This is a genomic window from Paenibacillus sp. JT22N1, from assembly GCF_059692155.1.
This window is the reverse complement of record NZ_JCAUAW010000001.1, coordinates 617443-642074: the sequence shown is the minus strand read 5'-3', so window position 1 is coordinate 642074 and position 24632 is coordinate 617443. Positions and strand designations below refer to the sequence as shown.

The following is a 24632-nucleotide window of genomic DNA, read 5'->3' as shown; positions in this document are numbered from 1 at the left end:
CCGCTAGCAGGTACCACATCGGTAATAATGACTCAATATTACCAGCCTTTATAGTCTTTTACGTTTTCTGTCGTAATGAAGTCAGTTGGAAGTTTAATTAATGGTTCCACTTTTTCACCAGCAAGAACTTTAAATGCCGTTTCAACAGCAATTGTAATCATATTAAATGGATTTTGTGCTGAGCTTCCAACATAGCTTTTGTTTTCTTTAAGTGTCGTCACTGCATCCGGAGATCCATCCACACCAACGATAAACATTTCCTTGTCGCGACCAGCTTGCTCTGCAGCAATTTTGGCGCCAATACCTGTTGGATCATTAATAGCAAATACGGCATCGATTTGTCCTTTACCGTTTGCTTGTAAGATGGTCTCCATCTTAGCAAGCGATGTTTCACGATTACCGTTACCATTTTGATTAGCAACTATTTTAATTCCTGGAGCTGCTTTGAGAGCTTCATTAAATCCTGCAATACGATCTGTTACAGCGGATACTGGAGGACCATCTAATACGGCAATATTTCCTTTTCCATTCAACCGTTTAACCAAGTATTCACCCGCTATACGTCCTGCTTGAACGTTATCGGAAGTTACACTCGCATTAACGCCGCCTTCAGAAATTGTATCGACAGAAATGATTGGGATACCTGCTGCTTTAGCTTGACCCACCGCTGCTGCAATACCTTTGGTATCTACAGAGCTTAGAATAATCATACTTACTTTTTTGGTAATAAAATCTTCGATTTGAGCCGTTTGTGTAGCCAAATTATCTTCTGCGCTAACGGCGATTACTTCACCACCGTGTTTCTTAGCAGCTTCTGCTGCACCTTTGGACATCGCCACGAAGAAAGGATTGCTTAAGTTTTGCACGGTCAAACCGATAACTACTTTTTTTCCAGGTGTCGGATCTGCTGCTTTCGCAGCTTTAGCTGTTTCCGCTGGCGCCCCAGTTGCTGCTGCGGGTTTGGTTTCCACTGCTTTACCACAAGCAGTAAGTGCAAATACAACAAATAGTAACAACAAAATCTTCATGTTTTTCATTTTCAATTTCCTCCGTATTTTTATAATTTTCATCAATAAGTTTCTTGCTAAATCCCCCAAGTGAAGATAGGCATAAAGACTTTATTCACTTACCTAAATGAAACCTCACCTCCCTTAAAGAGTGGATGTTTTGTTTTCTGTGTCTTAATCATACATTCGATAAAAACTAAAAATAATAGAAAATTCTCTTGCAAGTGTTGAAATTTTTCTACTGAACAAAAAAGCCCCGGCCTGTTATGATGAATCAGGCTAGGGCTATATATTTACTTCTATTCTATGACTGGCAGCCAAATATTGACGGTAGTTCCTTTCCCGAATTCACTCTCGAAATGCAGCCCATACGGCTCGCCAAAATGGAGCTTGATTCTTTGATCCACATTTTGCACGCCGATACCACTACCTTTCGCATTCGTACGATCTTTTTGGTATATGTTTTGGATCTCCTCTGGAGACATTCCAATTCCATTATCGATGACCTGAAGAAGAATACGGTCCCCCTTACGTATACCAGTTATTTGAATATTACCTTTCCCCGCATTATTTCTTATTCCGTGATAAATGGCATTTTCTACTAGAGGCTGTAAAATAATCTTGATCAGCTTATAGGAAAGAATACTCTTATCCACATTGATTTCAAAATCCAATTTAGATTTGTACCGCATTTTCTGGATCGTCAAATAGTTTTTGATATGCTCGATTTCGTTAAAAATAGAAAGGAATTCTTGTCCTTTACTAATGCTTAAACGGAATAACTTTGCTAAGGAAGCTGTCATAAGGATAACCTCTTTCGACTTTCCAGTCTCTGCCATCCATATAATTGAATCCAACGTATTATAAAGAAAATGAGGATTAATCTGAGCTTGTAACACCTGCAACTCGCTCTTTCTTTTTAACTCCTGTTCCTTCACATTTTGTAGCATCAGTTCTTTGATCTCTGTCGTCATTCGATTAAATCGATTACTTAAGTGCCCGATTTCATTGGAGCTTTGAATATCAACCTGAATGTCGAAATTTCCCTTCTCTACCTCTTTCATCGAACTTTCAAGATGTTTAATGGGCCTTGAAATACGTAGGGATAGAATAATAGAGAGCAACACTACGATGATAAGAAATCCTATACCTCCAAAAAAAGTATACATTTGCAACTCATTCTTATTGGAGACTAATTCGTCCACATAAGTGACTCCGACAATTTTCCATCCGGTGCTTTGCGATGTTTTAATCGTGTACATCCGGCTATTTTTACCTTCTGAAGTCACAAAGCTGCTGCCAGGAGTACGCATAACTTCAGAGATCAATTCAATTTTCTGATTGTTGTTAATCATTTGCTGTTCCGGATGATAAACAATGTTTCCATTTGCGTCCACAATGAAAACATATCCCCTATTTCCAAGTTTAATCTTATTGCAAATATCGTTGATGACACTATAGTTCAAGTCTACAAGCAGAACGCCAAGCTTTTCATTCCCGACATCACTACTCAGTTCACGACTTAAGGATATCACTGAATTATAGTCGTTAAGAATCATATTTTGTACATGTGAAGAAGAAATAACGACTTTCCCCTTCGCTTCAATTGCCTTCTTATACCAGCTTTGTACCGTTGGATTCACTTGTGGATTTAGTTTAATATTTTCATTGTAAGGAATAATCTCTCCATTTGTACCAAATATAAGAATCGACGAAATATCCTTTCTTGTATTCAACACTGTATTCAGTTGGAAGGATATTTTCTGTTTCAAATCTTCCTTGCCGATTGCACCAAGATATACCTGCTTCAAGAGGTACTCTTTGATATCATAATTGGAAAGAACCATTCGTGAAATATTGTCCATATAATTGATGTAACTATCTATATTCGAGCTTACTTGTCCCATGAGTTGGTAGGTATAGTCCCGTGAATTTTTTTTCACTGCATCTGTGGAAAGATGATATGACATCCATGCAATCACCGTAATCGTGACCACAATTAAGCATGAAAAAGCGACAGCAATGGTTGACTGGATACTTTTGAAACGAAAAAAGTGCCTGATTCGATTTCTTACCATGTTTACGCCCCTTTACACCATTCTGCGATACACAGTCGGGGTCATACCCGTCGCTTTTTTGAAAATTAAATTGAAATAATGGGGGTCAACATAGCCTATACGATTTGCGATTTCGTAAGTCTTCAAATCCGTACATTTAAGCAATTCTTTCGCCTTTTCCACACGAATCCGAGTTAGATAACTTATGAAAGTTTCTCCGGTATGGTTTTTAAAAATAAGGCTAAAGTAACTTGTGCTTAGAGCCAGATACTTACAAACCATATCCATGGAAATTTTCGCATCCGCATAATTTTCCTTTATATATGCTTCCGCCTTCAAAGCTTGCATCTTGCAAAAGTTGTTTCTTGTTTCGAGGATGGCACCCGTGGTATGCAAACAATAATTTTTCAGCCAATCTTCAACTTCATCAAGTGTTTTTAACCCGTAAATTTCGGTCAATGGGCTTGAAGATGTGTTATGAAGTGTTTCACGAATCTCAAGCTCGTCCAAAACATCCAAAATCGAGACGATTATTTGCTGTATGTGAATATAACAGCGATCCATTGGCAGATAGGATTCCTTAAGATTTTCAATGATTTTCTGGGCGATCAATTCTATCTCTTGCTGAGTTCCTGACTTTAAGGTAGTAGCGAGCTTTCTTTCCCAATGTTTATCGTAAGGAATGCTCTCACTCATTTCCCCTTCAATGTCCCCGACATGTATGATCCGATTCTTTCCAAGAAAAAAGCGATAATCAAGAGCAATTGAAGCCCTTTTATGAGAATGATGAATTTTATTTAGAGAAGCGCAAATATCTCCAACACCAATTGACACTGTAAACTTCAGATACTCTCTTACCGATAGGTTGATCTCTTCGAAAATTTGCACGGCCTCTTCACGGAGCGTTTCCCTATTCTCGCCAAAGAGGATTACAATTGTTTTTTCATTATTGTTTTGGAACACGATTCCCTTCTTTTTTCTTGTAATAATTTCCCCACTAATATTACACACTGCAAAATATAGCAGTTCGCTCTCGCTTTCGGGATAAAATCTTTGCAGTTCTCCATGATCATCTACATCAATCACTGCGACTAAATAATGGCTTCCCGATAAATTAATATCCAAATAGGCAAGCTTATCCTCAAGCTTACTTTCTCGTCGTTCTCCTGTAACCAACTGATTCAAGAACCTCTCTCTGACGAGAGGCAAACTCTCTCTAAGCTGCTGCTTAAGCTTGCTTAAATCCTCCACCTTACGATTCTCATCATCAAGATCCGCCTTTACTCTGGAGAGAATTTGAGATAATTCATCAGCCGTATTCGGCTTCAAGATATAATCATGCACCTTCAGCTTCAAGGCTTGCTGGGCGTATTCAAACTCATCGTAACCCGTAAGAATAATTATTTTGGTCTGAGGATAATGTTCAAAGAGATAGTGTGACACTTCTAAACCATCCATCAAGGGCATGTTGATGTCGGTTAAAACGACATCAGGTTGAAGATGTTTAAGGGATTGGAGCACATCACGTCCATTTTCAAAGTCGCCAACTACCTCAAATCCCAGCTCATCCCAGTTTAGACTATCTCGTATTCCCTCTCTTACGTTGTCTTCGTCATCCGCAATGATAATCTTATACATATTTCTCACCACTATGCTTTCGAAATTTTATTGAGAATACTACCAGCCTTTGTATGTATCTACATTATCTTGAGTAATCAGGTCAACAGGAATTTTAATTAACGATTCTACCTTTTCGCCTTTTAGAACTTTAAAGCCTTCATCCATTGCCAATTTAATCATTTCAAATGGATACTGTGCTGAGGTTGCAACAAAGCTTTTCTTTTCTTTAAGCGCATTAACGGCATCTGGCGCTCCATCTACACCAACAATAAACATTTCTTTGTCGCGACCTGCTTGTTCAACAGCAATTTTAGCACCAACTCCAGAAGGATCATTAGTTGCAAATACAACGTCAATCTTTCCTTTTCCTTTGAGTTGCAAAATGGTTTCCATCAATGTAACCGATGTTTCACGGTTGCCATACCCATTTTGTTTAGCAACTACCCTAATTCCTGGAGTAGCTTTAATTGCTTCTTCAAATCCAGTGATACGATCTGTTACAGCAGATACAGGAGGACCATCAATGACAACAACATTTCCTTTTCCATTTAAGCGCTTAACAATATATTCCCCAGCTAATTTTCCAGCAAGAAAGTTATCTGAGGTTACAACAGTGTTCACACCTCCATCTGCACCTACGTCAACTGCAATGACGGGGATACCCGCCGCTTTAGCTTGACTAACAGCACCTGCTATACCTTTGGAATCTACAGCATTTAGAAGAATCACACTTACTTTTTTTGTAATAAAATCCTCGATTTGAGCTGTTTGCTTAGCCAAATCACCTTCTGCACTTACTATGATTACATCAGCACCATGCAGCATAGCACCTGCAGTAGCGCCTTTGGACATCGCAACGAAGAATGGATTACTTAAATTTTGTAAAGTAAATCCTACCACTACTTCTTTCTCTTTTTTTGCCGGTACTGCTTTTTCTGTTACTAAAGGTGCAACCGTTTCTTCAGATGTTTTTGAAGGTTCCGTTATTTTACTTGAAGAGCATGCGGTAAATGCAACCAAAGCAACGGCAATTAATATAAATGATAATACTTTAATACTTTTCATATTAGACTATCCCCTATTTTATGGCTGTATCACATCGAGCAAACCACCAAATAATGATGATAAGCGAAACCTAGAATAATCATTTACCCCTCAGACTTATCCCAGGAGTAAAGCGTGATGAAGTAGTAATAGAAAAAGCCCTCGATGTCAGAGGGCTGCCAAAAGCGAACGCCGAAGCGAAGGCCTCCCCTGGTCGGAAGTCGAGCTTGGAACTTCCGTATTGCATCTAACGTCAAATTTCCCTTGGTCGTAAAATCATCAAAATTGTTCCCGTAAACGCCCCACCGTTACCGCGGACAATTGTATCTGTAACGATTATATATACGTTTGCACAAATAAACGGAAGACTCGAGATAATCGCCCGAACGAAACGAATCAATGATTATCGCTGTGGACCCTGCCAGTTAAAAAACAATAAAGGACGATGCTAAGTTTTCTAAGACTCTGATTAAACAAAACCCCCTTTCATCGCGATGAAATCCTTAAATGCGATTTGGCCCCCGTACATCGGCCAATATTTAAAAATAATGAAATAAATCACAGTTGGCAAAATGAGAAGATACAGCTCTTAGTTGGCTTTGATCTGTTTGAGAGGTTCTTTGAATGTGCTCATTATAAATGATACAACCCCTTTCTTTTTTCAGAAAAACGTTTACGCAAACGTTTTTCTGAAAGTCAAAAAAAGCCGGATCAGCTTTTTAACATGAGCCTCGCAGGATTAACGAGGTTGGTAGTCTGTATTCTTTGCTAATCGTACCTGGTTTCTCAATCCGCTCTAACATGATCTCTGCCGACTTCACGCCGATCTCATAAGAAGGCTGCCGGATAACCGACAACGGCGGGGAAGTAATCTGAGTCCAATCGTAATCGTCAAAGCCAATAATGGCCAGCTCGGCCGGGATTTGAATCCGCCGTTCTTGCATGTATTTCATGGCGCCCATTGTTAACACATTATTAGCAATGAACAACGCAGTTATTTCCTGCTCCACAAGCAGATCTTTAACGCTCTCGTAACCGCTCTCAAGGTTGGATTCCGCGATCCTCACAATAGAAGAATCAAATGGAATGTCGTGATCTGCTAATGCTTTTTTATATCCCTCATAGCGCTCATTGCTCGTTGTAATACCAAGTTCGCCGGTTAGCATCCCTATTCGACGGTGGCCTTTTAAAATAAGGGTTTGGACTGCTTCATAAGCGCCTCCGATGCCGTCAGCCAGCACACAATCCCCAATATAACCGGCAGGTTTACGGTCGATAAACACTACGGGATAATTCGAACGCACAATATCAGTTAAATAACTGACATCTTCAGCAATAGAAGCAATGAACAAACCGTCAATCAACTTGGAATTAAACAATTTAATCTGTTCTTGTTCATCTTCAATTTGTTCCGTTGTATTGTTGCTCAGCAGCAAATGATAGCCGTGCTGCTTCAATGTATACTGAATCCCCTGCGCTACCATCATAAAGAAGAAATTAGAGGTATCCGAGGGGAGTACCGGCACAATAAGGCCGATAGTATTAGATTTCTGGCTGCGCAAACTTCTGGCTGCTGAATTGGGACGGTAATCAAGCTCTTCCATCGCTTGGTAAACCTTGCGCTTAACTCCATCCGATACATAGCGGGTGTTATTAATAACATGAGACACAGATGCTATTGAAACACCAGCATGTTCAGCTACCTGCTTAATACCCGAACGCATAATTATTGCCCTCATTTCTCATAAAAACGTTTACGTAACCGCTTTCTTAATTATAGGTTCCCTTTATTTAAGTTGTCAATGTTTTTACAGGGATTTATAGCGGTTTGTTTCTCATTTGCTATAAGGATCCACCAGTTACACATGCCTATCTTATACCATGTGTCTAAGTTGGATCTATCCATTGGACGAAATCCCGCAAAATCTACAAAATCAGAGTACAGGACCCCGAAACATTAACTTCCATGGATATAAATTCTTTTATTTTATTGAGCTGCCTTGCATTTATCTTTTTACTACCAATATACATTAAAAATAAACCCGCGCAATTTTGCACGGGTTTTACAGAGTAAGAACGAATTTTGATATTTAATGAGCCTCTAACCAAATAATTGATCAAGATTACTTTCACCATTACCTACAATTGCTCATAATACCCAATATTTTTTCATTCCAAACTCAATGCAACAACCGCCCATCCCGAAACCTCACAACCCGCTTCGCCTGCTCCGCAACCTGCCGGTCATGCGTAATCACAATAATCGTCCTACCCTGCTCATTCAACCGCCTGAAAATATCCATAATCTCCGCGCCTGTTTTCGAGTCCAATGCTCCTGTAGGTTCATCCGCCAAAATAATCGGTGGATCTCCAGCCAACGTCCTAGCAATAGCAACACGCTGCTGTTGCCCGCCAGATAACTCTGAAGGAAAATGCTTCCTGCGATCCAACAAATCCACTGCTTCCAACGCTTGCAAGACTAATGGCTCTCGTTGTTTTCTCGTCATCCCGCGATAGATGAGCGGAAGCTCCACATTCTCATAAGCACTTAATCTCGGCAGCAGGTTAAAGCTCTGAAATACAAACCCGATCTTCCGATTCCGAATCTCGGCAAGCTGTGAATCCTTAAGCACGTTTATTGCTTGACCATCCAGGTCATAGATACCTTTATCTACAACATCCAAACACCCGATGATGTTCATCAGTGTGGATTTGCCGGAACCTGAAGGCCCCATGATGGCCACGAACTCTCCATGATCAATATCTATCGAGACATCATCTAATGCTTTAATCGTTTCCTCGCCCATTGTATAATACTTACTGGCATTTTCGATATGAATTAACGTCATAATCTTCACCTCCATTACTTGCACAATGTCCAAATAAATGAAGTATCCGATTCGCAACCTTACCGCTTCGCCTTATAAAATTCATGATACAGCTTCATGAGCGCTCGCTTCTCAATCCTCGACACATAGGAGCGACTGATGCCGAGCTCCTTCGCAATCTCCCGCTGCGTCCGCTCTTCCCCGCCAAGCTCAAGCCCAAACCGCCCAACCACGACTTCTTTCTCCCGATCATCCAATATCTCCAGATTACGGTAGATTTTGCTCTTCTCTATCTTGAGCTGTACCTTATCCACGACATCATCGGCCTCCGTGCCAAGTATGTCGATCAACGTAATCTCATTCCCCTCTTTGTCCGTTCCGATGGGATCATGCAAGGACACGTCTTTGCGCGTTTTCTTCAGCGAACGCAGATGCATATACATGAACCAGATGGCGATATGACAAAATCACTGTCATCAAAAGCCTCAAGTAGTGTTAATGCCGCACCCCTCGCTTCATCCCAGTAACCGCTATTGAAAGCTGGCTGACCGCAACATGTCTGCCCCCCAGGAAAATTCAATTTCACTCCGTATCTAGCCAACAGCTGAACCATGGATTCACCAACAACTGGATATACAAGGTCGCTTAAACATGTGATAAATAAAGAAACTTTCATAAGTTCTCATCCCTTCCTAAAGCGACTAATCATTTAAATATTTATAAAAAAGCCATCCCCAGCACGATGGAGCTCGTACTGGGGATGGAAGAAGTAATCGACTTTACTTAATTGCTTTATACTCAAATAATTGAAAAAGCACATCCCCTTCTCGTTACTTGCGAGCTAACTTGGTAATACGGCCGAATTGCGTCCACTCCGCCACATATACATTGTGCTGTGAATCGACGCAAATGCCATGTGGTGAGTTGAACTTATCGGATCGGAAATAATCAAGCGGTAGATTTGGCCAACCTGTTTGCTTGTAGGCTTGTTGATCTTCACCGAGATGAGTAATCAAGCGATCTTTCAATTATTTTCCTCCTATTTTTAGATTATCCCTGTTCTAATGAGAAATGAAGCTTGATTTCCTTCTTCGCATCCTTGCTAATCCATTGAGCGAGACGATAGTTGCCATTTCGATTCGGCATCAACCCAGGAAGAAGCTCAAGTTCGACATCGCTAGATTCACCATCAGGCTGAATAGCATAGATGGCATTCGAATAAAAGACGAAAAGCTTATTCCCTTTCACGCGGATGACTGTCTCATCGGTTCCGTTTGACACGAGAACCGGAACCGTTACACCAATTGCGGATAATTCCGTGTCCTCTGCTGCCTCCACCGACCATGTCGTTGTCACGCCTTCTCGGGCAATCCGATAGCTTTCCGTGATCGCCTCTATTCCTTCGATGCCAGGCCTAGGCAGTATATCAGCGACAGCTCGCAAATAAGCTGGGTGCAGATGATCATCTGGTATACGCAAGTCCATATCGTTTAAAAGCTGAAGTCCCGTAGACTCGTAACGTATTTTGAAGGATAGCCCATCATCATCTACATCCCCACTTTCAAGCAAAGCATTCCAATGCAGCTTTTCAGGATTTGTTGGCGCCCCGCTCTCATTCAAAGAAGCAAACGTTTCGTGCTTTCTTCTGCCAAAGCCAGCTAACCTGTGCCAGGCACCGTGTCCATCCCTCCAAGTCAGCCCGATAGCTGCTGGCGTATGGGGGCGCGGAATGATTTGTTTGGCCACAAAATAATTCAAGTGAATATTGCCGCTCAGCCCAGCTATCCCCATTGAGAGCGCCGTTTCCTCCAGATAATCCGCTTTGTGGAGCCGCACCCATCCAGTTGCGTCATGACCCATTTGCGCGGCAGTATCCATTACGAGATGATAAGCTCCTTGCTGAGGTCCCGTAGTAGCATAAATCCGGTTGAAGGACTCTATCGGCACGACATATCCGCCCAAATCCGAAGGCGCTGCCTTCTCGCGTATGCTTTCGTCAGCACCTTCAAAGCATGAAGCTGCAATTTGAGCAGCATACAAGCTGTATGTCGAATAATAGGCATAGAACTCCCAACCGTTACGGAGACCGCTATCGAACCTATTTTTCAACAACCGAAATTCGGTGGGATCCTCTATCCAGCGCAGAATGGATTGTAGTGCTTTGCGTGCAGCTCGTTTAAAGATACCTGCCCATTCTTGATCTCCTTCTTTGGCATAAAGCGAGGCTTCCCGTTCACACAGATTGGCAAAGGTCAGTTCATTCCAAATAATCTGGTTACTCCTGCCTCCGCAACTCGTTCCCCCGGTGGTAGACTGCATAAACAGCATCGTTTGAGCACCTTTGCGAAGCTGCCTTTCTAGAAATGTCTTCCATTCGCCGTTATAACCGGCATCTATTAACCCGCTAAGTTGTTGACGCGCAGCCAAATCATAAGCGACCGGAATATTCGGATCGCGGTATAGCCCTTCACGCGTAAAACGCGGCATTTGCGGTTTCAAATACTTATCAATGAAAGCCATAGAGTCCGTGAACCCTTCATTAAGCCTCATCATTTCGCCATGCATCGCATAAGTAGCCCAGTTACGGATGGTACGAATGTCTGGAAAACTTCGAACCGTTTGGCAATACGTTACCTCAGGCTCAACGTTGGACAAACTCGCTTTCCAAGTATCGCTCCGATCTCTATCTACCATCGGCGCCAGAATCTGATATGCCCGAACCAGCATGTGAGTCGTGAAATCCGCATGATCGTCAGGGACTTTATTCTCACCCAAACAGGTGCTGGCCCAATCCATCGCGAGCAAAATCTGATCTTTGAGATCCTTGCAGCGATCGTTTGCTAGTAGAATAGCTCCGGCTTTTACAAATGCAGCGGTTGCATATTCGTGTTCTTTCCCATCGCCTGGATCCAGCATCCCCCCGTATTCACTTAAAAATGGGGCGAATTGACGAACTCGCGCTTCTGAAAAGTCCAAATATTTGTCACGAGTTATTCCGGTCTCTTCGAGATCATCTAACTTGCATTTTTGCTTAAACGCGTCGATGTCTTGCTGAATAGGGTTTAACCCGGATAAGCTTTCTAAATAGTCCAGTTCGTTTGCTGTAAACATGCTGTACCTCCGATAATATGTCCTGTCATCTTAACAATCTCAATAGTCACCGGCAAAAAAGTTCTTCGTTTCCTTACCTTAGTTCGCATAACGAGCCATAAATGCGTTCCGCTTTTCCGAAGTGAGGTCGGCCGCTTGCTGAGCTTGCGTACTATCTCCATTATATTGATGGTCAATGACCCATTTCTGTCCAAAGCCGGCATGAACGACTTCATCCGCCCAATCAAAATCCTGAAACGTGGTCATTAAGGAGTCCTTCACAACGTCACGACAAAATTCCCATTCCTCCCGTTTCCCCGGAGGATATTTCATCGCTGATTTTTCGATAGCAATCGTTAAATGGGTATAAGCCTCCTCGATGCTAAACAGATTCTTGGTCATATCATACCAGCCTGTCCAGTTAGCTGACTCATAAATATTGAAACCGTGGATTCGCAGTGCAGCTTCTCCAAACCAGGAATGCCGGATTTCATCCCATAAATGACGAGCAGTATCATAATAAAATAACCATGGCTTCCCTTGGGAAGCAAAGTGAACACAGGCTACTGCTTCAGCTGGTGTCATTTCATTAAATCGGGTAAACATCATCCTTTTAAACCGTCCTGCATCACTATCTTCAAAAGTAACATCCGTAAATTTGGCAACGGTTTTTTTGAAACGACTGTCACGCGTACTCGACTCCGGTAATTCAAACGAAGTGGAAGCGACTTCAAGTGTAGGGTCCAGTTCTTTACGCTCTCCCAGACCATTTACACCACTGGCAGCCAGCAAGTAATCCTTCATACAAGCTTTCCAATTCTCTGCCTGCGTGCGTTCTTCCTCATTTGTCTGCTTGGAGATGGCACGAATGGCTTCGAGCCCCCACTGGACTTGATTTTCTCGATCCATCAGTTGATGTCTCAGCATATGAATGGTTGGATAATCAGCGATTGGCTGAGCTAGAGAGAGATAATCTTGAATGGCTTCGATCTGCGCCGGTTTGATGACCTCAAACATCGCCGCGAGCAAAGATAAGGTATTTCCTGAATCCAGCAATTTAGTCATAGTACGCTCAAGAAACGGATCTGGACATTTATCAAAAGCAACCGTACTCATACGCATCTGCTTGCATCGATTGCGAAATTGATCATAGTGGCTGGCGTCTTCCCAGACCATTCTTCCTAAAGCGCCTTTGATTTCATATTCAGGCCTCGCGATCATATGACCCGCTTCAATTCTCATCAATTGCCGATCGATATAAGCAATTCTTTGCAATCTTTTCGCCGATTCAGCCACAGATAATCCTATTCTGTCCCAATCTTCGATCTCCATAAACGGTTTCAACATATATGATAGCCCCCAATTTATTTATATTATTTTACTTCAATATACATTCAGTTTATCTGAAAAATATGATAAAATAAATGCATTATACCAGTAAAACATTTATACTATACTACATAAACTTGGAGGTGGATATTTATGACTATAATGCATTTATCTCTTGAATTAGGTGTATCCTTTGGCAAAATCACTTGCGAAGATTCGTGGAAATGGGATAGGATCGATCGCCCCTTCGAAGATTGCGATTTGTGGTATGTATGGAGCGGTGAAGGCGAGATGCTTCTAAACGGGCATACGTATGCACTTTCCCGGGGCAGTTGCTTTCTGTTTCGTCCGGGTGACCTTACTTTGGCCAAACATAATCCGCATAAACCGCTAACCATCACATATATTCATTTTCCGTTTCCATCCTTAGAAGTCGATTTGCCGGATGCTTACCGGATCGTTTCGGACTCCTTTATGTTCGAAACCATGTTGAATCGATACGTGGAAACGCTTCTCAATCCAAGGTTTGGTAGTACAGAAGAAGCCAAGCTAATGTTAAATTTGCTGCTCATTTATTTACATCGTGACGATCTGGATGGTCAATCAAAGGAATCTTCGGCGAGCCATCATCTTGAACAATCCATTCGGGAGGTAGCTAGTTTTATTCGGCAAAATCCCAGCATGTCACATTGCATGGAAAATCTAGCTGAACGCGTCCAACTATCTCCCCGATATTTTTCCATCAAATTCAAAGAAATCATGAAGGTCACATTAGAAATTTTCATCATTCAGACGAAAATTGAACGTGCCGAACATCTTCTGCGTTTTAGCGGTATGAAAGTGACGGAAGTAGCGGAAGCGTTAGGCTACCGCAACATTTATTTCTTCAGTAGACAATTCAAACAATTTACAGGAAAAAAAGCTTCAGATTTACGTAAAAGTACATTCCATGAACTCCCATAAACTGTTGGCATCAAAGGATTTCCCCACGTACTATGACCACTTGTGAAATCTGACCATCGGTACGGATTTGAGCCCCACCCTTATCGTACTTCATAACTTGGCTGTAAAGTTTCGCTGGTTTTCACGGTTTTGTTGATATTTTGCACATATGATCCTTAACGTCAAAAAGCCGGACTGGAGTAGGAAGACTCCAATCCGGTTTTCACTTATTACTGGATATTTACATCATCAAAATACGCTGTGTTCGTATTTCCAGACCATAAATCTCCTATCATTATTCTGTTGAAGTTAGTCACGCCAGTCGGCGATGAAACAAGTGTACCATCGATGTAATAAACGAAATCGAATAAGAGCTTAAAATAGCAACTGCCGGTTAAGAGTCACTTGACTCATAACCGGCAGTTGTCACATTAGCCGCTCCATTTTACGCCACAGATGCTGCCCTTCTGGTGCTTCTTCCCATGGCTCAAAATGAGGGTACATCACCTCGTGCCAATTGTCCGGAGAATGCTTCGTGGTCAGCAATCCTTGACGTTTTAATGGACTGACCCTAGAAGGTAACTCATGATAGGAAAATAATAACCTGCCAAAAGAACCGATCATGTAAGTTTGATTAAAGCTGTCCGGGGACTCTTCTTGCTTTTGATAATGATAATAGATATAGCTCGATACCATATCCGGTTTCAATCTGGCAATCGAGCCTACTCGCTCCTCGACCCGTCCGCTACCGAGCCAGGAATCAGTGTCTACCGGCAACCCGTCATGAAAAACGTCTATCATTGGGATCGCAAGCCTGTGCAGTGTTTCACTAGAATAAACGTCATGATCAGGTTCAGTTGGCCATTTCTCTAGGTATTGTTCGAAAGACATCGGCCAGTCCCATACTGGTACACTCGGACCATTAGATGCCTCAGCATACACACAAACATATAGATCGCAAGAGAAAACGGAGACATTCGATAGCCCTAACGCTGCCCATTCTTTACGCAGCGCGTTGGTATCTTCTTTCATGATGCGTTGAAATTCGCTAGCCATTCCTTTGCGAAGTTGGGAGTAGTAGAGGAGTCTATGTATCATCCTTCACTCTCCTTAATCCCAAAATAAAATGCCCTGGCATTGTTGACGCGTACGCTTGCTCGCTCCTTGTCATTCCACTGCTCAGGCAGCAGCTGCTCGAATAATTGAACAACATCGTTATAGCTTCCTGCCATCAAAGCTACCGGCCAGTCACTACCGAACATAATACGGTTGGGTCCAAATTGTTCCGCAGTGTGACGAATAAACGGTTTAAGTAGATGCAGATTCATCCCACCAGCGGGTGTGATCATGCCGGACCACTTGCAATACACATTAGGGAAGCTGGATAGCTCGTCGATGTATGCTGACCAAGGTTCTAAATCACCACTCTGAATAGGTGGACCACCTAGATGGTTAATAACAGCTTTTAAGTGAGGTACGTATTTAAGGTATTTAAGTACGGTTGGTATCTGTTCCGGTCCGATCAGCAGGTCGATGGGAAAACCATCTTCCTCCAACAGGCGAAGATGCGCGATTAGACAATATGGCACTTGCTCTTTGCACTGCTCGAAGACGGAACGGTCCAACCTGATCCCAACGAATTGCGGGTTGTTACGTAAACGTCTATATTCGTCAACGAATGAATCTGCGAAAGGATCAAGCCATCCTACAACACCGAGGATTCGATCATTTTCACGTGCCAGTTCAAGTAAAAACTCCGTCTCTGCCACTGTCGGTGCCGCTTGTACGGCGATAATTCCACGTAAAGCATTAGCATCTTCAAGACCAAACAGATCCGATGGTACATAATTTTGATAAAGAACCGGATTACTCGGCTTAAGCCAATGATAATCGCCACGCTCCAGCCTCCAGAAATGGACATGGCTATCGAGATAGGCATGGTTAACATCTCTAGTAAATGATTGACGAATAGATGTCATGGATTACATACTCTCCTCGTTCTTACGCCCTATACTTGATTACGGCCTCGGATAAGCTTCGCCGTCCCCCCTGCCACTTCTGCACTCCACGGCGTCTCATAGGTCGGTTGATTCACATAACGTTTCATATGAAGTTTCAATTGAATTCCTGCTCCTGGAGCAAGGGTAACCGGTAACCATTTCCCATCGAGCTCTCCCTCGCCAACCTTCTGGCCGCTTTGATTAAAGCTCTCCATATAGGTAAACTGGTGCTCACCGAAGCTGCCCGCTTGTACGATTAATTCACGTTCCTTGAACGCCGATAGGTTCACAAGCGTTAAGGTGACAAACTCATCACCAAGCGCTTCCACCATAGCACCGATGTCCTCTGGAAGACCGCAGCGTTTAAGGTCGGCATCGAAATAACGCACTCTGGCATGCTGTAATCCACCGTGAGAAATGTGCATAGGAGCGCCTAACATCATTTGCAGTAAGCCTTCGAAGTAGACAGGAGAAAATTCCTGCCACTCATGAATACTGTAAGGATGATCCCAATCCCAGCTGGTTGGATCCCCCTTAGGAGAGCGAAGCTTCTCCAATTGAATCGCGATTAGCTCCAGATTTTGCTGCAAAATACGCTCTGGATAGTCAGGGAACTGCCCTCGCATATATAAGTACCAAGGTACTGTATTTGCAATGTAATGCTTGGTTTCCTTGCGTGTAGCCGGATTTCTACCAGAAATCGTGGGCATATCGATCAACCGGAAATGATCTTCATAGGGAATCCGGTCTACACGTGCCGCATCTTCCTCAGCCATCGATATCGTCCATAAATAAATCGGATAGGTTGGAACTTGGATTCGGTAGTCTGTCCAGCCGGAATCAAAATGCTTATTCGGAACATGCCATTTCCCATTAATCTCTTTACCTAAGTCCCAATTACGGTCCAATTGCGAACGTGCCAAATCTAACTTACTCCGATCACCAGACAGAAGCACAGCGTTCATGCCTGCATTGGTTAGCGGTTCGATGATAGACATGAAACCGTGCGGCCAACGGTAGCCGTAATAGCCACCCCACCATTTGCCATCGTTGTACTCCCCAATGATATCGTTTAATCCGACGTTGTCTGGAATTAATCCGCCGTTACGAAGCGTACGCTCTTCCCAAGCGGACAAGTAGTCTAACACCCACTGCCTGTACGATTCATCGCCCGTGTACATAAACGCATTCGTGATCAAGCCGGTTGCGTTCAAATTCAGCGGGACATCTCCCTTGGCTTTCCGTTCGTTCATTCTGCTTATGATTTCACTGTAGATGTTATCATCTGACCACTTGCACTTCCCGCTTGCGAAGTCTACACCTGGAATGTCCTCGAATGGTGCCAAATAATCATCGAGCACACCTCTATGGGTTACCCAGTCCTCTTCCGTCATCTGGAAGCGCGGTCCCTTACTGCCCGTAATTGGTGAGCGCATCAGCTTTCGTTCTGCATCATAGTTAGGCACTTCCGGATTCTTACCCGTGTATAACTCAGCAAACTTAACAGCACGCTGACGATTCTTCAACAAATGCGGATCGGACAAGCCAAGGAAATAGAAATATAAGGAACCCTCGCCGTGATGCATCCAGTCATAATACGCATCAAATTCATTATGAATTTGACCATATTCAGTCCACTGCCAAGTAATCGCATCAAACATAAGGCGGGACAAACGCAGAATCTCTTCATTGCCGCCGAGTGCGTAAAGCAGGGATAAATTCATGAACGCTTCATAGGGATCATCCGATCCGTCCATTCCTGGCCAGTCTTCACGCCAAACGATCGTCCCATCTTCTCGTGTATATCTACGTACATATTCCACTGCGGCCTCGTTCAATGTATCGATTAACTTCCGCTCCGTGAGCGCCCAAGTTGGCGCTGTCCATGAATCACTCGCATAGATGGCAGCGGTAGTGGAATTGGATTTGTTAGTTGGTGTCATTGGATGCTCCCTCCTACCAGAATGTATCATGTGCGCCGCGTAGCTTGCAGACTGCTTCAGCGAAGAAATAGTCGCCATAGATCATCGGTACGTTCACGTGAGTTTTCTTAGGTCGATTGGCAGTACCCATCAGAAGAATCGCTTCCTCGTTCGGATCATCCCAAGTCGTATATTTTGCATTTAATTTAAAAATTAGGTTCTCGGCCGCACGGCGATAGAGCTCAGATTCGCCCTCAGGGACTAATAAGCTCAATTCCAGCATGCCGCTGGCTGCACAGGCGGTCGCACTTGAGTCCATCGCCATTCCTTCTTCCCAAGGAGCTCGGAAATCCCAAGGCGGTAATCCATCTTCGGGAACATTGGCGAGGAAAAAATGCGCTGCACGTTTAGCTGCATCGATATAACGTTGATCTCCCGTGTAGCGTGCGCTAAGGGCCATGCCGTATAACGCCCATGCAGTACCGCGGGACCATGCTGAATCCGGTGAATAACCTTGTCCGCCAAGCGCTGTTTCTCTCTCGCCGGTTTCTGGATCGAAGCACACGATATGGTGTGACGAGCCATCCGGACGAAGAAATTCACGCAAAGTCGTGTCCGCATGAAAAGCCGCCACGTGCTTAAAACGCGGATCTCCTGACTCTTCACTTGCCCAATAAAGAAGCGGCAAATTCATCATGCAGTCAATAATCGCCCAACCAACCCGCTCCGGTTGGTTCCAAGCCCGAATGAATTGGCCTTTCGCATTGAAACGCCCAACCAGATGACTAGCTGCCGTCATGGCCCGCCGCTTCGAAAGCTCACAGCCAAGCAGCTTGTACTGAGCCACGGAAGATAAGCTCCACATAAACCCAACGTCATGATGCAGCGGATAAAAATCGGCAAGCACAGGGTCCATCAAGGCTTCAATCTGTATAGCTGTCTCTTTAAGCTGCTCTTCCTTGGACTCACGATAAACCAGCCACATCAGGCCTGGCCAGAACCCATTCGTCCACCAATCGGCTTCTTCACTATTATATTTTCCGTTATATGAGATATATGGGAAATCAGCGCCAATGGTCTCGCTCATTCTTCCTACTTTGCCGATGATTTTATCCCAAATTTCGTCTACCCACGGTGCACGCGATGCATCCGTTTCAATGCTTGCATTTACGTTAGACATTCTTCAACATCCCCCTATTACCATGTTATTGGCTGACCTGGAAATAAAGTAAGCAGCCGATCCAATTCATCCTGAGGTAAGCCTACTCCGTCACTATAACTTGCATTAAGGGCAAGTGAGCGTAACGAAGTCGTTCCAGTTAATGTTACTGTAATGTCCGGACTAGAAAGGCTAAACCGCATGGCAGGCTCAATCAACCCCTTGGGCTCCGATTTCCGAAGGAAGGCTATCTCTTGGATTCGACGCTGTGCTTCTGTAAACATTGGCGAATCCTGCTTTATAAATGGCGCTGGATTATCCGCAAGAAGCCCCATTCCGAGAACGCTTCCATTAATAACGGATACGCCATGCTCTCGGGCAGTCGGCAGAAGCTCATCCATGGCCGAATAATCGATAAGCATATAACGACAGAATGTCTGTACCGAGTCGATATGTCCTGAGCGAATAAAGGGTAGCAACAGCGCTGGATTAAAAGCATTTACTCCTATGGCTCGAATCTTCCCCTGCTCCTTCAGCTTCAGAAAGGCGGGAATAGTTTCGTTCATTCCTATTTCCGTGTTCATCTCCGAAAGTTCGTGCATTTGAATGAGATCCAGATAATCCGTCCCTAGGCGCTTAAGACTCTCCTCCACAGAACGAATCGTATTGTCGTACGAATAGGACTCCCCCCGCATAACAGCTTTGCTCGCAAGAAATACTTTCTCCCTCTTGCCCTGCAGCGCTTTCCCAATACGGCGTTCGCTTTCTCCTCTTCCATATAACGGTGCTGTATCGATAAAGTTGATCCCGAGATCCAACGCCCGATCGATCACCTCTGTTACTTGCTCATCTGTAACCGGACCGTAATCCCCGCCAAGTGGAGCACCCCCAAGACCCAGCTTCGAAACCCTAGCTCCCGTTTTGCCAAATGTCGTGTATTCCACTTTGTTCACATCCTTATTTATCTTCATTCATTGATATTACTATTATAATTCATTAGGTCATTTTTTAGTTTTGCTGTATGACACTGAAATGTTGTTATTTTGCACAACCCACAGGTGTTACATGGATTACGTATAGTTGTGAACATTTTCTTTTTTACTTTACTTAAGCTTAATTTTTCGCATCCTTATATGTTGTAAACCTTATATATGGTGGATAAATCCTAGTTAATCTGTAGGGAGCTTATACGTTCCTTGATAGACCACGATAATGCAATCCTGTAACAAGAGATTCCTTCCGGACATAACAGCTTTCCTGTCAAATAACTCACCCATCCGATCCATTGTTCCATTGTCTACCTTATAGCTCAAAGTTACACTGTCTTGCATGGAATTGTTGTTTTCTTGTCATGATTGATTAGGACATGTTACACTATTCTGAGCTAATCATCAGGAGGCATGCAGACGATGAAATTCCTAGAAGATGTAGAACTACATGAAATCCCCTATCGCTTCAGCTATCGCAAGATAACGACTGAGAATTATAAAGGATTCTACCATTGCCATCAGGGTATGGAATTTTTATATGTGCATCAAGGCACTGGGCAAATTGTAGTAAATAGCAAAGTCTACACGATTCATTCTGGCAACTTCCTCTACCTGCAACCATATCAACTACATCACATTCAAGTTGAAGTTCATCCGGATGCCCCATTCGAACGAACGATCATCTCCTTAGAGCCCTCTATATTTGAACCCTATTTCGCTTCATTTCCACACTTGAATGCTTATTTTCAGCATTTATGGAAAAATGAACTCGAAGAGCAGGTGCTCCAGCAAATTGATAATAATAGCTTTATCAGCCAATTATTTCAGCATCATCATACAGGGTTTTCCAAATACCAGCTCGATGCCAAACAGCAAAATTTCGCTTTACTCCTGCTGCAGATTTTTCAATTTCTCTATGCAAAAGGATTTGGAAATCCAATTGAAAATGGAAATGGATTAAATCCACAAAGACAGCTTCGTTATTCTGAAAAAATCATGAATTGGCTAGAGGGACATTATTCAGAAGAAATTTCACTCGATACGTTAGCGGATCATCTGCATATATCCAAATATTATGTATCTCGTATCTTTAAACAAGAAACCGGCGCTACTTTGATGGATTATATTCTCGCCAGACGTATCAGACAAGCCTGTCTGTTATTAATAACAAGCAACAAAGGAATTGAGCAGATCAGCATTGAGGTGGGGATGAACAATTTCCCTTATTTCTGCCAGGCTTTCAAAAAGCTTGTAGGCACGACACCAATGAAATATAGAAAAAAACTACAACAGCAAGATTAATGAACAAACTCTCAAATTCATTTACGCATTCCCATCCAAGGAGTATTTTCTAGTCACGTCTGATTTAAGCTAGCAAATACCCAAGATGATACCTGCCATCCACGGGAATAATGGCACCATTCACCCATGATGCTTGCTCACTACCATCAACCTTACCGCTTCGCTTTATAAAACTCATGATACAGCTTCATCAGCGCGCACATGTGTCCGCAGTGCCGAATCATCAGGTTTGTCGTCGAAACGAAACCCGCTCGCTCCAATAAAGTGAAAAAATAAAACAGGCCACACATTGGTACAATTAACCGTTGTGTGACCCAACTTTAATACACCTTATTGATTATATTTGTTACCCCGCGCTGCCTACCATAGCACTTCCCTCTGGCCTTTCAGTTTGGTCAAAGCCTCCACAAAGAAGAAGTCGCCGTAAATGATCGGAACATGATTTGGATAACGTTCAGATTTGTAATAAATAGTTCCCTTGGTAACGAGACCTTCTTCCTCGCTATCCCAAGCCCCGTAATTTTCGTAGAGCGATCTAATGATACGTTCTCCTGCTTCTCTATATAGGGAGGCTTCGAGTTCCGGAACCCAATTCGCAATTTCGAGAAGACCACTCGCTGCACAAGCGGCTGCTGATGTATCCACGCAATCCTGTTCTTCCTTCGGAGCGCGGAAATCCCAGTACGGCACACTGTCCTTAGGCAATGCAGAAATGAAAAAATGTGCAACACGTTTCACCGCATCCAGATACCGCTGCTCTCTCGTATAGCGATAGGAAAGAGCGAGTCCATGAAGCGCCCATGCATTCCCTCTCGACCATGCAGAATCTTCCGAATAGCCTTGTCCCGCCCGAACATTAACTCGCTCCCCCGTAAAAGGGTCAAAGCAAACAATATGGCGCACAGAGCCATCTTCGCGAACAAATTCACGTAGCACCGTGTCAGCATGGGCCATAGCAATGTATTTGAATCTTGGATCGTTAAGCGTTTCGGATGCCCAATATAGGATTGGCAAATTCATCGTACAGTCGATTATAGCCCATCCCGTGCGACTTTCCGTTGCATTGTCAGGCCAAGCACGAATGAAGTTTCCCTTCAAGTTGAATCTTGCAGCCAAATGACTTGCTGCAATCAACCCACGACGCTTCGATTGATCATTGCCCGTAATTTTATATTGGGCTACTGCTGACAAGCTCCAAATAAACCCAATATCATGATCTAGTTTGTAATAATCTTCCAGAACAGCATCCAGTTGCTCTTCGCACGAAGCGGCGTATTCCATTAATTTCTCGTCTCCGGTTTCCCGGTACATCAACCACAGCAGACCTGACCAAAAGCCGCTGGTCCACCATTCCGCCTTCATGCTGTCATACTTCCCATTTACTGAAATATGGGGAAAGGTCGCACCAATCCGTCTGCTTGTTTTACTGACCTTAACAACCGTACGCTCCCACGCCTCGTCTATCCAATTTTTAGTTGGTGTATTCAGTTGTGTCATTGTTTCTCTCCCCTTATTCATATGTATAAATTACACTTTGCTCAATGAAACTCGGTAAGACGTCTTATTTCCCTTTGTCGCATACATGAGGGAACCCAACTTGCCATTTCGGGAAAGACCGCTTCGCTCGGTCCAAGCAAGTCCTTCGTCTGTAGGTTCAAGAATCTCCACTTGCTGCATTTCGTCACGAAGCCTCACCTGTGACTGACGGTCTGAAAGAGTAACCTCCGACTCATCTCGACCGTCGAACAATAGGATCGGAATTTCCTCGTGGAAATTCATCGAGCCTTCATCTTCAACGGTTACACCGGTCTTATCCAAGGTAATCTTACGTTTCCAAATATTTACTGTTAGTCCACCAATATACGTAAGCTGAGCCACAACTCGGTCAGGCTGTTCTTCCAAAATATCTACTTTCACTTCATCCAGATCGCCACGTGTCATATCCGCTGTACGCTGCCATTTCTCACGGTAGTACGTGCTGATGGCATAAGAAATGGCCCCTTCGTCCGGATTTCCCTCAGTTGCAACCATATCCGCCGGCCCAATCGGCAGTGTCAATCCACGCTTTTGAATACGAATAATGCCCGTGGGATTGTAGTTCCTTTCACCCTTGGTTTGGATTACTGCGTAGTACCCGCCGCCGTTTAGCACAAGTTTTCGAAAGTGCGGCTCAATCCATAGGGCATAACCGCCAGTTTCGGTGGGACAAGCCTTTTCAGGAATAGCTTCATCGGCCTGCGCATAGCAAGCTGCCAGCATGAAGGCACATAACAAGTTGTACTGGGAATGGAACGAGTACACTTCATAACCGACACGTTCGCTTGGGTCATACCAGTTTCGTACAATATTCAGCTCTCCACTCGGTCTAACCCAACGAGTGATAGAAGCAAGTGACAACTTGGCAGCCCGTTTGAACGCGCCCGCCATCGCTTGGTCGCCAAGCGTTTGATAATGCTTCGCATACGTCTCAAACACATAGCACTGCTCCGCTTCGTTCCATTGATGCTGAGCACTGCGGCCACCCAACAGAATCTCGCCTGTCGGGCTCTGCATAAACAAGGATGTGAGCGCACCCTTCAGCGATGTCTCTTCAAGAAAATCCTTATGTCGTCCGTTATAACCATGATTCAACATCATTTGGAAAAACAGACGAGAAAAGAAATCATAAGACAAAGGAGCGTTCGGATCCACATACATGCCAAGATCGGTTACAAGTGGCACTTGAATATCGAGATTTGCATCAATCTCTTCCAGATTTCCACCAATCCCCTGCTCCAAACGCATCACTTCCCCAGCATTTGCGACAACAGACCAGTTATGGAAAGCTTGCCGATAAGCAATTTCCGACTTGACACGTGCGAACATGCTCTTCCATTTCTCCACTAACGTTGGTTGGGCAATGTCCTGAAGCCACGAATAGGCATGAACGAGCTGCGTTGTGTAGAAGTTGCCGTGGTTATCGCACTTCGCATTCCCTTCTATTAAACATTCCAAGCTGTACGTCAAGGCCCTACACGAAGGATCCAGCAAATCCGTTCTTCCCCGAAACTTCACCAATGCTGCTGTAGTCGCCGCAAAACTAGGTGTGGAATATTGCCTCTCCTCACCGACCACAGGATCCAAGATCGCCCCCTTGTCATCCTGATGTCCTTTGAAGAAGTCAACAATTCCCTGAACCAGATCCAAATACGTCTCACGGTTCACACCTGTGTCGGGGTTCGCTTCTATTTTTTCCTGCCTTGCAAGAAACTCCGTAAGCTTAGATTCTATATCACCAAATGTAGTTACTTTAGAGACCTGACTCATATGTCCCATCCTTTTCTTTAGAATTTCTAACAATGCC

At 43.7% G+C, this 24632-nt stretch carries 18 protein-coding genes and 3 pseudogenes; 2 read left to right on the top strand and 19 right to left on the bottom strand.

Annotated elements, in window-relative coordinates:
• Window positions 1-38: 38 nt before the first annotated feature.
• The 12 genes and pseudogenes from AC58UU_RS02845 to AC58UU_RS02790 form a co-directional block, all read right to left on the bottom strand.
• On the bottom strand, window positions 39-1037 hold the full coding sequence (locus tag AC58UU_RS02845) for a substrate-binding domain-containing protein (RefSeq protein ID WP_497312775.1): 999 nt from the start codon (window positions 1035-1037) through the stop codon (window positions 39-41).
• Between the two features lie 269 nt (window positions 1038-1306).
• The gene (locus tag AC58UU_RS02840; protein WP_497312773.1) at window positions 1307-3085 is read right to left on the bottom strand and encodes a sensor histidine kinase; all 1779 of its coding nucleotides are present in this window, start codon (window positions 3083-3085) and stop codon (window positions 1307-1309) included.
• Window positions 3086-3097: 12 nt separating this feature from the next.
• Window positions 3098-4702, bottom strand: coding sequence for a response regulator transcription factor (locus AC58UU_RS02835; RefSeq protein ID WP_497312771.1), 1605 nt, complete (start codon window positions 4700-4702; stop codon window positions 3098-3100).
• A gap of 39 nt (window positions 4703-4741) precedes the next feature.
• A complete protein-coding gene (locus AC58UU_RS02830; protein WP_497312769.1) occupies window positions 4742-5749 on the bottom strand; it encodes a substrate-binding domain-containing protein in 1008 nt (335 codons plus the stop codon).
• 460 nt (window positions 5750-6209) lie between these two features.
• A pseudogene (locus tag AC58UU_RS02825) lies at window positions 6210-6317 on the bottom strand (sugar ABC transporter permease); the annotation flags it as partial.
• Window positions 6318-6447: 130 nt separating this feature from the next.
• Window positions 6448-7452: a LacI family DNA-binding transcriptional regulator gene (locus AC58UU_RS02820; RefSeq protein ID WP_497312767.1), complete on the bottom strand. Its 1005-nt coding sequence runs from the start codon at window positions 7450-7452 to the stop codon at window positions 6448-6450.
• A 456-nt stretch (window positions 7453-7908) separates the two neighbouring features.
• On the bottom strand, window positions 7909-8577 hold the full coding sequence (locus AC58UU_RS02815) for an ABC transporter ATP-binding protein (RefSeq protein WP_497312766.1): 669 nt from the start codon (window positions 8575-8577) through the stop codon (window positions 7909-7911).
• 59 nt (window positions 8578-8636) lie between these two features.
• Window positions 8637-8993 (bottom strand): annotated as a pseudogene (locus AC58UU_RS02810) (sigma-70 family RNA polymerase sigma factor); the annotation flags it as partial.
• Window positions 8994-8995: 2 nt separating this feature from the next.
• Window positions 8996-9232, bottom strand: a pseudogene (locus tag AC58UU_RS02805) (heterodisulfide reductase-related iron-sulfur binding cluster); the annotation flags it as partial.
• A gap of 154 nt (window positions 9233-9386) precedes the next feature.
• Window positions 9387-9584: a hypothetical protein gene (locus tag AC58UU_RS02800; protein ID WP_497312764.1), complete on the bottom strand. Its 198-nt coding sequence runs from the start codon at window positions 9582-9584 to the stop codon at window positions 9387-9389.
• 22 nt (window positions 9585-9606) lie between these two features.
• Window positions 9607-11667 (bottom strand): hypothetical protein, encoded by a 2061-nt coding sequence (locus AC58UU_RS02795; protein ID WP_497312762.1) that lies wholly within the window; start codon window positions 11665-11667, stop codon window positions 9607-9609.
• 78 nt (window positions 11668-11745) lie between these two features.
• A complete protein-coding gene (locus AC58UU_RS02790; RefSeq protein WP_497312760.1) occupies window positions 11746-12993 on the bottom strand; it encodes a hypothetical protein in 1248 nt (415 codons plus the stop codon).
• A gap of 135 nt (window positions 12994-13128) precedes the next feature.
• Between AC58UU_RS02790 and AC58UU_RS02785 the strand changes: the two genes are divergently transcribed.
• Window positions 13129-13938, top strand: coding sequence for a helix-turn-helix domain-containing protein (locus AC58UU_RS02785; protein WP_497312758.1), 810 nt, complete (start codon window positions 13129-13131; stop codon window positions 13936-13938).
• Window positions 13939-14343: 405 nt separating this feature from the next.
• On the opposite strand, the gene AC58UU_RS02780 is transcribed toward AC58UU_RS02785, so the two are convergent.
• The 5 genes from AC58UU_RS02780 to AC58UU_RS02760 are packed head-to-tail and all read right to left on the bottom strand — an operon-like array spanning window position 14344 to window position 19969.
• A complete protein-coding gene (locus AC58UU_RS02780) occupies window positions 14344-15015 on the bottom strand; it encodes a hypothetical protein (RefSeq protein WP_497312757.1) in 672 nt (223 codons plus the stop codon).
• Window positions 15012-15896 (bottom strand): amidohydrolase family protein, encoded by an 885-nt coding sequence (locus tag AC58UU_RS02775; protein ID WP_497312755.1) that lies wholly within the window; start codon window positions 15894-15896, stop codon window positions 15012-15014. Before AC58UU_RS02775 ends, AC58UU_RS02780 begins: the two co-directional genes overlap by 4 nt.
• A gap of 29 nt (window positions 15897-15925) precedes the next feature.
• Window positions 15926-17860, bottom strand: a complete 1935-nt coding sequence (locus AC58UU_RS02770; RefSeq protein WP_497312753.1) for a DUF8034 domain-containing protein — start codon at window positions 17858-17860, stop codon at window positions 15926-15928.
• Between the two features lie 13 nt (window positions 17861-17873).
• Complete coding sequence (locus tag AC58UU_RS02765; protein ID WP_497312751.1) at window positions 17874-19019, bottom strand: glycoside hydrolase family 88 protein; 1146 nt, start codon at window positions 19017-19019, stop codon at window positions 17874-17876.
• Window positions 19020-19036: 17 nt separating this feature from the next.
• A complete protein-coding gene (locus AC58UU_RS02760; RefSeq protein WP_497312749.1) occupies window positions 19037-19969 on the bottom strand; it encodes an aldo/keto reductase in 933 nt (310 codons plus the stop codon).
• A 429-nt stretch (window positions 19970-20398) separates the two neighbouring features.
• On the opposite strand from AC58UU_RS02760, the gene AC58UU_RS02755 reads away from it, so the two are divergent.
• Complete coding sequence (locus tag AC58UU_RS02755) at window positions 20399-21289, top strand: helix-turn-helix domain-containing protein (protein ID WP_497312747.1); 891 nt, start codon at window positions 20399-20401, stop codon at window positions 21287-21289.
• A gap of 360 nt (window positions 21290-21649) precedes the next feature.
• On the opposite strand, the gene AC58UU_RS02750 is transcribed toward AC58UU_RS02755, so the two are convergent.
• Together AC58UU_RS02750 and AC58UU_RS02745 are read right to left on the bottom strand one after the other, a co-directional pair.
• Window positions 21650-22786, bottom strand: coding sequence for a glycoside hydrolase family 88 protein (locus AC58UU_RS02750; protein ID WP_497312745.1), 1137 nt, complete (start codon window positions 22784-22786; stop codon window positions 21650-21652).
• A 30-nt stretch (window positions 22787-22816) separates the two neighbouring features.
• Window positions 22817-24595: a hypothetical protein gene (locus tag AC58UU_RS02745; protein ID WP_497312743.1), complete on the bottom strand. Its 1779-nt coding sequence runs from the start codon at window positions 24593-24595 to the stop codon at window positions 22817-22819.
• Window positions 24596-24632 lie beyond the last annotated feature (37 nt).